The organism is Natronoflexus pectinivorans, assembly GCF_004345615.1.
Lineage (GTDB): Bacteria > Bacteroidota > Bacteroidia > Bacteroidales > Marinilabiliaceae > Natronoflexus > Natronoflexus pectinivorans.
The window spans coordinates 1-12,394 of record NZ_SLWK01000003.1 but is presented as its reverse complement, the minus strand read 5'-3'; the positions used below and the strand labels follow the sequence as shown (position 1 = coordinate 12,394).

Here is a 12,394-nt window from a genome sequence, read left to right as displayed (position 1 = left end):
AGGCTTTTTAACGGTTTACCCTGAAAGTTTCGTCACCTGAAGTCAGGTAACTCACAATTTGCCGTGCAGCAGCCACTCCGGCATTCACATTGGCTTCCTCAGTTTGTGCTCCCATTTTTTTGGGTGTGAAAAAATATCTTCCGGGAAATCGCTTTTTGAATTCTTCAGCCTTATCGGGAGAGATGTCTGATAAATACATAAAATCAGGTCTCTCATCCATCAATTCAATCATTCCATCCTCGTCAATTACCTCTTTACGCGCTGTATTTACCAATACAGCTCCTTGAGGCATCATAGAAAGCAATGCTTTATTAATGGAGTTTTTAGTAAAATCATTGGCCGGAATGTGAAGTGAAATAAATTCACAGGTTCTGTATAACTCCTCAACAGAAGCCAAAGGTTCAACTCCATGAGCCTGCATGCGATCTGCACTCACATATGGATCGTATCCATAAACTTTCATATCAAACCCGTGAGCAATCTTCCCTACATAGTATCCAACATTACCATAAGCATGAATCCCGATGGATTTCCCTCTCAGTTCTGAACCTACTCCACCGCTAAACTGCTTACGCATTCCGTAAATCATCATTCCAAATACCAACTCGGCCACAGCGTTTGAATTCTGACCCGGGGTATTCATGGCAACCACCTCACGTTGTGTGCATGCGTCCAAATCCAGGTTGTCATATCCAGCACCGGCACGAACAACAATTTTTAAATTCTTCGCAGCATCCAAAACTTCAGAAGTTACTTTATCTGAGCGAACAATCATTGCATCCACATCTGCAACTGCTGAAAGCAGTTGTGATTTGTCTGTATACTTTTCAAGTAATTCGAGTTGAAACCCTGCACTGTCCAATACAATTTTTATCTCGTCTATGGCAATCTGAGAGAAGGGTTTCTCTGTTGCAACCAATACTTTCTTCATATCTTAAGTTTTTATTATGTCTCAAATATTTTAAAATATTAAAAGGAGAGCAATGAATGATCCCCACCAGCTCCCCTTTTATCTCTTACTGGAATAATTCTAAAAGAATTATTCCTTTGCGTGTATTAATGCTTTTTCTCAAACTCCTTCATAACGTCAATAAGTGCTTTAACACTCTCAACCGGTAAAGCATTATAGCAAGAAGCTCTGAATCCTCCAACAGAACGATGGCCTTTTATTCCAACCATTCCTTTGGAAATGGCGAATTCCCGGAATTCAAGCTCCAAATCCTTATACTCATCATTCATAACAAAGCAGATATTCATAACAGATCGATCTTCGATGTTTTTTACCGTAGATTTAAACATCTTGTTGCGTTCAATTTCTGAATACAACATATCTGCTTTCAAGTTATTCCTTTTTTCCATCTCTTTAACTCCACCTTGCTCTTTAAGCCAAACAAGGGTTTGTAAAGCTGAAAATATTGGAACCACTGGAGGTGTATTAAACATGGATTCGTTATCGATGTGGGTCTTGTAATTCAGCATGGTAGGAATTTTTCTATCGACTTTACCCAACGCATCCTCCTTCACAATGACAAAAGCAACTCCGGATGGTGCCAAATTCTTTTGAGCTCCACCATAAATCAATGAATATTTAGAAACATCAATTGGTCGTGAAAAAATATCCGAAGACATATCGGCAACCAAAGGAACATTCACATCTAAATCCGTTTTAATTTCAGTCCCAAAGATGGTGTTATTGGTAGTGATGTGAAAGTAATCGGCATCAGAAGGAATTTCGTAACCCTTTGGGATATAACTAAAATTCTCATCCTTGGAAGAAGCAACTTCAACAACCTCACCAAAAAAGTGAGCCTCTTTAATGGCTTTTGAAGCCCAGGTACCAGTGTTCAGGTAAGCCGCTTTTTTGTTCATCAGGTTATAAGGAACCATGCAAAACTGCATACTGGCACCTCCTCCCAAAAACAAAACCTCATACCCCGAAGGAATATCCAACAGTTCTTTGAACAATTTATTTGCCTGTTCCATAACAGCCATGAACTCTTTATCGCGGTGAGAAACCTCCATGACAGACAAACCGGTACCAGCAAAATTTAGAATTGCTTCTGCTGTGTTTTTAATGGTATATTCCGGAAGGATAGACGGTCCGGCTGAAAAATTATGCTTCTTCATGAGTATTTAAATTGTTTAAGTATAGAATCGGTTATTATATTCTAAATATCAATCAATTGAGAAGTAATTCAAATAGTTCATTAACCATTGAAAGAAAAAATATTATCAACAAAGTTACAACTATTCATACTGTTGAATCAATTATAGTTAAAATCTTTTTTCCACTATTTTTCAACAGGTAAAAATTGCAACAGAATTACTTTTCCGAATGCAAAATTAAAAGAAAAACAGATATATTACTTATAAAATATCAAAAGAAATACAATTTAAATAAAAGGCGGTTTAACAATTCTTGCCTTGATCGTTCTGTTCCGTATCAAAATTCTGATTTCATCGCCAATTTTAACGGTTCCGGATTGGATGTACCCCAGACCAATACCGTTATCAAGAACAGGTGAAATGCTTCCTGAAGTGACTTCCCCAATAACATTGTCATGCAAATCGGTAATCTGGTAGCCTTTGCGTGGAATACCCTTCTCCTCCATTAAGAATGCTCTGAGGTGTCTGGAGACTCCTTCATTTTTCTGTTTAATTAAGGACTCACGACCGATAAAATCACTGATTTTTTCAAGTTTTGTAATCCAGCCTAATCCGGCTTCAAGAGGAGTGGTTGATTCATCAATATCATTGCCATGCAAACAAAACCCCATTTCCAAACGCAATGTATCTCGTGCTCCAAGTCCTGCCGGCAAAATATTCTCCGGTTTACCTGCCTCCATTATGGCATCCCATATTTGCACCACATTCTCATTATAGGCATATATTTCAAAACCGCCTGCTCCGGTATATCCGGTATTGGAGATTATCACCTCTTTAACGCCTGCCAAAGAGTGTGTTATAAATGAATAGTAGGGAATTGATGACAAATCAACATCGGTTAATCTTTGCAAAATTTTCTTGGCCTGTGGTCCCTGAACAGCAAGCAGTGAAATTTTATCACTGGCATTTTCCATTACTAAATTCTCCCTCTCCTGCTGTTTCAACCAATCCCAATCTTTATTTATGTTGGATGCATTTACAACCAGCATATATTTTTCCGGATCATAACAGTAAATAAGCAGATCATCTATTATTCCTGCGTCGCTATTCAACAGGCATGTATATTGCGCCTGGCCGGGATGTAATTTCTCAACGTCATTACAGGTAACTCTTTGCAAAAAGTCTTTAGCTCCCTTTCCTTTTACCCAGATTTCTCCCATATGAGAAACATCGAAGAGTCCGGCCGTATTTCGAACGGCCATATGCTCATTTCTAATTCCTGTGTATTCCAAAGGCATTAAGAAACCACCAAAAGGCACAATTTTTGCCCCGGAATCAATATGTTTTTGATATAAAGGTGTTTTTTGCATTTCTGTACGGAGTTTTCTAAATCGTTAAATATAAAATCCTTTTATTCAGCAAATTACAGCATCAGACTATATAAAAATCTTCACTAAATCTTTTAACAACAACCAGTTTCACACCTTAAAATTATAAAATCAAATACATTAAATAAAAATATATTTCCAATTATTGATCTAATATGTTAGATTTGCATAATTAGAATAAATTACCCGATACACCAAAAATTATTGATTTATGTCCTCCAAATTCCAATTAATAGATCTTTCATACCTTGAAAGCATAGCAGATGGGGATAACGAAATATTAACTGAATTAATTAATATTTTTCTAGATCAGGTACCGGAGTATGAAGATGGTTTTGATACCTATTTTAAAGAGAAGAATTGGAAAGATTTAGCAGCACTGGCGCACAAGGCAAAGTCTTCGGTTCTGTCGATGGGAATGGAAAATTTGGGTAACGAAGATCTCAAAAACCTTGAATTGATAGCAAAATCATTTAGAATTAAAGAACTTGAAGAGAAAAATGATTTATCAGAAAAAGAGGAAAATGAGATAAAAAATTTATATTTGAATATTAAAGGTTACCCAGAGAAGAAACAAGATTGGATAAAATCCAATGGAACTGAGGAAACCATGAAAAGCATTATAGATAATTTTAGAAGATCGTGTGACATTGCAAGCACGGAGCTAAAAAATGTACTAGTAAAGAAATAGTCATGTTAAAGACAGAAACAAAAAACAATATTCAGGTTGGTAAGCTAGAAGGCACAGATCGCCTCAATGCACCCATAGCACCAGTAGTAAAAGATGAACTAATTGAGCATCTTTCAAAAAACAATTATAAAATTGTATTAGATCTTGAAAACATCAGGTTCATTGATAGTACTGGTATTGGGGTATTAATAAGCATTTTAAAGTCAACCCGCGAAAACAATGGCTCTTTTATTCTTCAAAATGTTAATAAAGATGTAATGAGCTTACTAAGTTTGATGAAACTCGATAAAGTATTCGACTTCAGTAACGAATAATCTTTATTTTAGATATTTTTTAAAACGGGATGTTGCATTAAAATGCAACATCCCGTTTTTTTGTGCTACTGATTTTTAAATACCAATCCATTCTCATCGGCATCTACAAGAATAGATGCATCGGATTGAACGGATTCTGCAAGAATCAGTTTTGATAAATGATTCAGCACGTGGTGCTGAATGGCTCTGCGAACAGGACGAGCTCCATAGTGTGGATCAAATCCCGCCTTAACAAGCCAATCAATGGCCGATTCCGTAATTTCAATGTTGATACCCTGATTTTTCAAAATACCAACCAAAACGTCAAACTGCATTTTAACAATCTCTTTCACCTGCTCCTTATCTAAAGGAGTAAAGAAAATAATTTCGTCGATTCGATTTAAGAACTCCGGACGAATGGTTTGTCTCAACAACTCGGTCATTTTTGCACGAACGTTATCATCAATGGTACTATGTCCATTGTCGATGCTCTCTTGCAACAGATGAGATCCAAGATTGGAAGTCATAATAACAATGGAGTTTTTAAAATCCACAACCCTCCCTTTGTTATCAGTCAGACGGCCATCATCCAAAACCTGAAGCAAAATATTAAACACATCGGGATGCGCCTTTTCAATTTCATCCAGCAACACCACGGAATATGGTTTTCTACGGACAGCTTCAGTGAGTTGTCCGCCTTCGTCATATCCAACATATCCGGGAGGTGCTCCAACCAAGCGGGAAACGGAGTGTCTCTCCTGGTATTCAGACATATCAATTCGAGTCATAAGGTTCTCATCATCAAACAAGAATCCGGCCAAGGCTTTAGCCAATTCTGTTTTACCAACTCCGGTGGAACCCATAAAAATAAACGAACCAATGGGTCGCCAGGCATCCTGTAAACCTGCCCTGCTTCGCCTCACGGCATTAGCCACGGCTGAGATGGCTTCATCTTGTCCAACCACTCGTTTATGTAACTCCTCCTCAATGGCCAACAACTTCTGACGTTCGGTTTTTAGCATTTTATTGACAGGAATGCCCGTCCACCGACTCACCACTTGCGCAACATCTTCCGAGTCAACCTCCTCCTTAATCATGGCACTCTCCATCTGTTTCTCCGAAAGAGTGGCCTTTAGTTTTTCAATGCTCTGCTCAGCATCTTTAATTCTGCCATATCTTAATTCCGCAACTTTTTCATAAAGGCCTTCTCTCTCGGCCTTCTCTGCTTCAAATTTATAAGTCTCAATGTCAGATTTGAATTTCTGAATCTTTTCAATTATCGACCGCTCCTCCTGCCATCTGGCCATGAGGGAAGAATGCTTTTGCTTTAGTTCAGAAATTTCAAAGGATAATGATTCCAATTTGGCCTTATCGCCTTCCCTCTTAATGGCTTCCCGTTCAATCTCCAGTTGCTTTATTTTCCTTTCAATTTCGTCAATTTCTTCCGGAACTGAATTCATTTCCAATCGCAATTTGGAGGCCGCTTCGTCAATTAGATCGATGGCTTTATCTGGCAAAAACCGGTCTGAAATGTATCGTTTTGACAATTCCACAGCCGAAATAATGGCTTCATCCCTGATGCGCACCTTATGATGAGACTCATAACGCTCCTTTAATCCTCTCAGAATGGAAATAGACGATAAAACATCCGGTTCATCCACCATCACAATTTGAAATCTGCGTTCCAGAGCCTTATCCTTTTCAAAATATTTCTGATATTCATTTAATGTAGTTGCCCCAATGGCTCGTAACTCACCTCTTGCCAATGCAGGTTTAAGAATGTTTGCAGCATCCATGGCGCCCTCACTCTTGCCCGCACCTACCAGGGTGTGTATCTCATCAATAAAAAGGACAACTTCACCATCACTTGCAATGACCTCCTTCACCACCGCCTTTAAACGCTCTTCAAACTCACCCTTGTACTTTGCACCGGCCACCAAAGCTCCCATATCCAGGGAGAATATTTGTTTGCTTTTTAGGTTTTCAGGAACATCGCCATTAATGATGCGATGTGCCAACCCCTCTGCAATGGCTGTTTTTCCTACACCCGGTTCTCCTATCAGAACCGGATTATTTTTGGTTCTTCGGGATAAAATTTGAAGAATCCTGCGAATTTCATCATCCCTGCCTATAACAGGATCCAACTTTCCGGAACGAGCCTTGTCGTTAAGATTGATGGCAAATCGCCCCAGTGCATCATAGGTGTCTTCTGCTGTCTGACTGTCCACTTTACTGCCTTTTCTAAGCTCCTGTACAGCCATTTCAAGGCCAATTTCGGTTGCACCTGCATCTTTCAACATCTTTGCAACTGAGTCGGCTCCTCCAACAATTCCAATAAGAATGTGTTCGATGGATGCAAACTTATCCCCCATTTGCTTTGCTTTACTGATGGCTCTCTGCAATGCTTCCGAAGCAGCTCTTCCCAGATATGGTTCACCACCGCTCACTTTTGGATAAGATTCAACAATCTTATCCAATATCTGGAAAACATTTGAAATTCCTAACTTTCCAAACAGATACTTTGTAAGTTGTTCTTCCGTTTGCAGAATACCTTTCAACAAATGACCGTTTTCCACTGCCTGGTGATTTAAGCCGGCAGCAATTTGAACAGCTTGCTGAACAGATTCCTGTGCTTTTATGGTAAATTGATTCAAATTCATATCGTTCTTTTTAAATAATATTCTGAATTGATGGCATCAAAATCATTGCCACTAAACATTTAATGCCAAAATGGCATTAAATACTTATTCTTAAATGCCAAATTTTCACTTGATCTAATTTTGTAACAATTCTTGCTTCTTTAACGTTTATTGAATTCCGACAGGTTAATTCGTTAAAATATCAGATTAATATTGGATACAACATCCCAATTATTTAATTTAGCACCATATAACTCATAAGATACAACCAAAACAAATACATTATGCAAAAGTCCGGTTTATTCATCGTCACAATTTTCATTTCATTTCTGGTTTCGTGTAACACGCCCGGAAGTGCCCCTGTAACTTCAAACATAGAAACGCCCCAAAAGTGCTGCGACCATCATAAACCAGCTGAGCCGGTTGCAGAAATCTCCGTTGATGAACTTTTTGAGAATTCAGAAAAATACAATGGCAAACTTGTTACAGTTAACGGACTTTGCATTCACACCTGTCGTCACAGCGGGAAGCGCATGTTTATAAAGGGAGATCATGATGATTATCTTCTATTGATATCGGCTGGCGAATCCATCACCAATTTTGAGGCATCTCTTGAAGGATCTCAAGTATCTGCCACCGGAGTTATTAGTGTAATGAGAAGTGGTTGTGGACACAACCATGCAGATGGTCACAGCTGTTCAGCTGCCGCTTCAGCTCAACAACTTGAAATGTTGTGTCAGGAGTTTAAAAGCGTTTCTTGAAACGATTGAGCTTCGAGGCTTCGGGAATGTTCTAAAACAAACCATATACAGATGGATCATTCCTGAAGGCAAAAACCAAATGATTTTGCAAAAAGAGCAAAAGCAATTCACAAATAATGCAGCTAAATTGGAGAAAAGTTAATCGGGTTATTCACCGCGATCTTGGATATTTCTTTTTCGGTATGGTTATTATTTATGGAATATCTGGAATTGCTATGAACCATCGCAACGACTGGAATCCAAATTACATCATAACACACGAAGAGAGTCCGCTGATGGAGGACTCGACTTTACTGACGGGTTCGGATGAGGATTTCCGCAACTTCCTGAAAGAACAAAACATCCGACAACAGTATAAAAGTCATTTTAGTCCGGCACCACATCAAATCAGAATATTTTTGGAAGGAGAAAGCACTCTTACATTAAACTTTCAAACAGAGACTCAAATCTACGAAAGCATTCGAAAAAGACCGTTGTTTTACCAGGTTAACCTGCTCCACTACAACCCCGGAATCTGGTGGAAATGGTTTTCAGATATTTTTGCCATCTCATTGATTTTAATTGCCATAACAGGACTTTTTATCCTGAAAGGGAAAAATGGAATAACCCGGCGGGGTGCATGGTTAACCATAGCAGGAATTTTATTACCAGTTTTATTTCTATTGTTTTACAATTAACCACACATCAAACAAATGAATAAAATCACCCTTCTTTTTGATTCTTTTATAAAAAAAGATGATTTTGCTATTTATAATGTAAGATGATTTGAATAACTTTGGGATACATAAGGAAAAAAATCCATAACCGATGAATAAAAAACATCTTATATTTTTCGTTTTTATACTATCCATGTTATTAATACCAACAGGTATTAATTCACAGAAGGAAGATCTGGTAAAAGAATGTATGACCGATATCCGCCCGCCTTTCATTGTAGGAGATCGCTCCATGAAGGCATTTTTAACAGGCGATGAAGTTGCAGAGTTCAGAACCACACTTTTTGACGGGAACACATACCGTATTATTTTGTGCACGTTTGAAGAGAAATTGATGGAGTTTTCAATTTATGATACAAACAGAAACCTTTTATTCAACAGTTCAGAATTTGGACATACAGGCATGTGGGATTTTCAAATGGAAGGCTCTATGGAATGCATCATTGAAGCCCGGTTGAACAATGAAATTGCTCAATCGGGTATGGCCATGCTTCTGATAGGTTTTAAACATAGCAGGGAATAACCGACAATCCTCGATTTACCCCACGGTTCTAATCTACCATTTTTAAAATGAGCGAAGGTATTCTTAAAGCACTCATGCAGTTATTTGCACTGGTATCTTCACCCAACCAAAATGAAGAGAACCGTCATAATGTAGTAAGGGATTATCTCACGCAACAGTTGAATAATCAAAGAGTAGAAGAGTATCTTACCATTTATGAGAATTTTCTCCTTGAACAGGAAACACGCTTAAAGGAAAAAAGCAGGATTAAGAAAAGGTTTGCTGCTAGTTCGGTTAAAGTGCTTCGAATAGCCACTCGTATTAACGAGGAACTCACACACTATCAGAAACTCATTGTTATTATTCAACTTCTTGAATTTTTAAATTCAGGTATTAAAGGCATTGCAGAGACCGAACTTGAGTTTGCAAATACCATTGCCGATACGTTTAATATTAATTCCCATGAATACCTTGAGATATTTGCTTTTATTACAGATGATTTTAAAAGCCAAACTCCGGGAAACAATGTTCTTATTGTAAGTGGAAAAGAGAGCCACAAAGGTAAGCAAGGCTATCTTTACAGGGAACACCTGAGAAACGAACTTAGAATCCTGAACATCCACTCTGGAAATCTTCTGATTATCAAATCACAGAAAGGTAGCGACCTCACCATAAACGGTCAGCTGATTCAACCAAAGAAGATCCACTTTATGCGTCCCGGGAGTTCATTACGTCATATCCGGATTACGCCTATAACATACACGGATATTGCCTCCAGGTTTTATAAACCCGGACACAAAGAACCAATGCAATTTGATGTTGACAATATTTTATTTAAATATGCCGGCAGCGAAACAGGACTTCATCCATTAAGCTTCACCTCAGAATCTGGTAGTTTAGTGGGAATAATGGGAGACTCAGGAGCAGGAAAAACTACACTCATTAATCTTCTAACGGGGATTTTCACACCGCAAAGTGGTTCAGTGACCATTAATGGACAGGACATACATGAAAATCAAGATAAGACAAAAGGGTTGATTGGCTACGTTTCTCAGGATGACCTGTTAATGGAGGATCTCACCGTATATCAAAACCTTTTTTTTAATGCACAGCTCTGTTTTGATCATCTGACAACTCAAAACATCAGAAGAAAAGTTCTCTCGCTTCTGAAAACTTTGGGTCTTTACGAAATCAGGGATATGAAAGTTGGATCGCCACTCGATAAAAAAATCAGTGGAGGCCAGAGGAAGCGGCTGAATATTGCTCTTGAACTCATCAGAGAGCCTGCTGTGATGTTTATGGATGAACCAACTTCCGGATTATCTTCAAGAGACTCCGAAAACATCATGGACTTGTTAAAGGAATTGGCTCTAAAGGGAAAACTCATATTTGTTGTTATACACCAACCCTCTTCAGACATCTTCAAGATGTTTGACCAGTTGCTCGTTCTGGATTCAGGTGGATACCTGATTTACAACGGAGATGCAGTAGAGGCCATTAATTTTTTCAAGGGATGTATAAATCACATCAACCGGGACGAGAGCGAATGTCCGTTATGTGGTAATGTGAGTCCTGAGCAAATTCTTACAATCATCAACAACCATGTTCTTGATGAATATGGAAACCCTACTGATACAAGAAAAGTAACAGCAGAAGAGTGGTACCGGACATACAATAATTCACTGGCAACAACAAAAAAGCAGAAACCGCATAAGCCTGAGGAATTACCTGACATAAGTTTTCATATTCCAAACCGTCTAAAACAGTTCCTCATATTTTTAAAAAGAGATGTATACTCGAAACTTGCCAACAAACAATATTTGGTAATTAATCTGCTTGAATCGCCGATGCTTGCAATTATTCTTGCAAGTATGATTCTATATTTTGACGTAGGTGCAGATGGCGCGGGTAGTTATATATTCTTTCACAACCCAAACCTTACTGTATATATAATTATCGCAGTGATCATTGCCATTTTCATAGGCCTGTCGGTAAGTGCTGAAGAAATTATTAATGACAGGAAAATTCTGAAAAGAGAGGCTTTTCTTGATCTGAGTCGACTTAGCTACCTCTTTTCAAAAGTTTTTATTTTGGCCATATTATCAGCCATTCAAACCGGCTTATTTGTTCTGGTTGGAAATTCAATTATGCAAATAGAAAATATGGGAATGGCTTACTGGATGACGCTTTTTTCATCTGCCGTATTTGCTAATTTACTAGGTCTAAATATTTCCGACAGTTTTAAGAAAACGGTAAACATTTATATTCTGATTCCCTTTTTAATTATTCCGCAACTTATATTAAGTGGCGTTTTTGTAAGTTATGACCAGTTGAATCCAAAGCTATCCTCCACCCGATCTATTCCATGGTATGGTGAGCTGATAACAGCACGGTGGGCGTTTGAAGGACTTGCTGTTCATCAATTCAAAAACAACGAATATCAGCAACAGTTTTACGTATATGAGAGATTAAAAAGTCAGGCAACCTATAAAAAGGATTTTTGGTACTCGGAATTGAACAACCTGTCAAATCGTCTACCCAGAGTGGCTGAGAAAGAACAGCAGGAAATATTAAAATTGTTCTATAATGAGTTTACCAAATTAAATAAGAGAGAAATCCAGGATCTCTATTTTGACACTTCAATAATATTTACTGCCACTCTGGATGATGAATTCATTATGGAAATTCAGGAATTTCTTAGCAGAGTAAGAACCTATTATATCAATCTTTATAATCGTGCCGATGAAGCTCATGAAGATCGTCGCCGCAAATTAATTGAAAACCAGGGTAACGAATATCTGACCTATCTGCGAAACAAACATCACAACGATAATCTTGAAAGATTTGTGCGTAGAAGTAACGATATTTTTGCAAATCGAGTCATACGATACGATAATCAGCTGATCCAAAAATTCGATCCAATTTACATGGATCCTCAATTTCAATTGGTTAAGGCACACTTTTTAGCACCAACCAAAAATATTGGTAACAAAAACTTTGATACTTATTGGGTTAATTTAGCTGTGATCTGGATTTTCAACATATCTTTGTTTATTCTCTTATATGCAGGATTATTTAGAAAAGGAATGAACAAGAGTATCTCATTTAAAAACAAGATTACTAAAAAATCTGACTTTAAGGGTTAAAAGAAAACCATGCAACATACGTTGCATGGTTTTATATAAATATCAATTAGTTATTCCTCCTGAGTTCCGCACTTTTTTTCGAACAAAAACACTAAAACACATGCAGTCAACATAATAGATGTTTTTTAGTTGCTATTTTGGGTGTCCCAGTA

At 37.9% G+C, this 12,394-nt stretch carries 10 protein-coding genes; 6 read left to right on the top strand and 4 right to left on the bottom strand.

All coding sequences use genetic code 11. The features are described from left to right. Positions 1 to 7 precede the first annotated feature (7 nt). The 3 genes from EV194_RS05340 to gcvT form a co-directional block, all read right to left on the bottom strand. Complete coding sequence (locus tag EV194_RS05340; RefSeq protein ID WP_132432863.1) at positions 8 to 931, bottom strand: 3-phosphoglycerate dehydrogenase; 924 nt, start codon at positions 929 to 931, stop codon at positions 8 to 10. A 125-nt stretch (positions 932 to 1,056) separates the two neighbouring features. Beyond that, positions 1,057 to 2,127, bottom strand: a complete 1,071-nt coding sequence (gene serC / locus EV194_RS05335) for a 3-phosphoserine/phosphohydroxythreonine transaminase (protein WP_132432861.1) — start codon at positions 2,125 to 2,127, stop codon at positions 1,057 to 1,059. A gap of 266 nt (positions 2,128 to 2,393) precedes the next feature. Beyond that, positions 2,394 to 3,476, bottom strand: coding sequence for a glycine cleavage system aminomethyltransferase GcvT (gene gcvT / locus EV194_RS05330; protein ID WP_132432859.1), 1,083 nt, complete (start codon positions 3,474 to 3,476; stop codon positions 2,394 to 2,396). Between the two features lie 229 nt (positions 3,477 to 3,705). On the opposite strand from gcvT, the gene EV194_RS05325 reads away from it, so the two are divergent. Next, positions 3,706 to 4,185 (top strand): Hpt domain-containing protein, encoded by a 480-nt coding sequence (locus EV194_RS05325; protein WP_132432857.1) that lies wholly within the window; start codon positions 3,706 to 3,708, stop codon positions 4,183 to 4,185. Between the two features lie 2 nt (positions 4,186 to 4,187). Continuing rightward, positions 4,188 to 4,499 carry an STAS domain-containing protein gene (locus EV194_RS05320; protein ID WP_132432855.1) on the top strand — a complete coding sequence of 104 codons (312 nt, stop codon included), beginning with the start codon at positions 4,188 to 4,190 and terminating at the stop codon, positions 4,497 to 4,499. A 65-nt stretch (positions 4,500 to 4,564) separates the two neighbouring features. On the opposite strand, the gene clpB is transcribed toward EV194_RS05320, so the two are convergent. Next, positions 4,565 to 7,138, bottom strand: a complete 2,574-nt coding sequence (clpB, locus tag EV194_RS05315) for an ATP-dependent chaperone ClpB (RefSeq protein ID WP_132432854.1) — start codon at positions 7,136 to 7,138, stop codon at positions 4,565 to 4,567. 263 nt (positions 7,139 to 7,401) lie between these two features. On the opposite strand from clpB, the gene EV194_RS05310 reads away from it, so the two are divergent. The 4 genes from EV194_RS05310 (at position 7,402) to EV194_RS05295 (ending at position 12,242) form a co-directional block, all read left to right on the top strand. Then, entirely contained in the window at positions 7,402 to 7,878 is a 477-nt protein-coding gene (locus EV194_RS05310) for a hypothetical protein (protein WP_132432852.1), read from the top strand. A gap of 116 nt (positions 7,879 to 7,994) precedes the next feature. Next, on the top strand, positions 7,995 to 8,555 hold the full coding sequence (locus tag EV194_RS05305; RefSeq protein WP_132432850.1) for a PepSY-associated TM helix domain-containing protein: 561 nt from the start codon (positions 7,995 to 7,997) through the stop codon (positions 8,553 to 8,555). A 130-nt stretch (positions 8,556 to 8,685) separates the two neighbouring features. After that, complete coding sequence (locus tag EV194_RS05300) at positions 8,686 to 9,117, top strand: hypothetical protein (protein WP_132432848.1); 432 nt, start codon at positions 8,686 to 8,688, stop codon at positions 9,115 to 9,117. A gap of 47 nt (positions 9,118 to 9,164) precedes the next feature. After that, positions 9,165 to 12,242, top strand: a complete 3,078-nt coding sequence (locus tag EV194_RS05295) for an ATP-binding cassette domain-containing protein (RefSeq protein ID WP_132432846.1) — start codon at positions 9,165 to 9,167, stop codon at positions 12,240 to 12,242. The last annotated feature ends 152 nt before the right edge of the window (positions 12,243 to 12,394 follow it).

Coding starts and splice junctions, on each gene's coding strand:
- EV194_RS05320 (WP_132432855.1), top strand. CDS start 4,188: ATGTTAAAGACAGAAACAAAAAACAATATTCAGGTTGGTAAGCTAGAA.
- gcvT (WP_132432859.1), bottom strand. CDS start 3,476: ATGCAAAAAACACCTTTATATCAAAAACATATTGATTCCGGGGCAAAA.
- EV194_RS05325 (WP_132432857.1), top strand. CDS start 3,706: ATGTCCTCCAAATTCCAATTAATAGATCTTTCATACCTTGAAAGCATA.
- EV194_RS05300 (WP_132432848.1), top strand. CDS start 8,686: ATGAATAAAAAACATCTTATATTTTTCGTTTTTATACTATCCATGTTA.
- EV194_RS05305 (WP_132432850.1), top strand. CDS start 7,995: ATGCAGCTAAATTGGAGAAAAGTTAATCGGGTTATTCACCGCGATCTT.
- serC (WP_132432861.1), bottom strand. CDS start 2,127: ATGAAGAAGCATAATTTTTCAGCCGGACCGTCTATCCTTCCGGAATAT.
- EV194_RS05295 (WP_132432846.1), top strand. CDS start 9,165: ATGAGCGAAGGTATTCTTAAAGCACTCATGCAGTTATTTGCACTGGTA.
- EV194_RS05310 (WP_132432852.1), top strand. CDS start 7,402: ATGCAAAAGTCCGGTTTATTCATCGTCACAATTTTCATTTCATTTCTG.
- EV194_RS05340 (WP_132432863.1), bottom strand. CDS start 931: ATGAAGAAAGTATTGGTTGCAACAGAGAAACCCTTCTCTCAGATTGCC.
- clpB (WP_132432854.1), bottom strand. CDS start 7,138: ATGAATTTGAATCAATTTACCATAAAAGCACAGGAATCTGTTCAGCAA.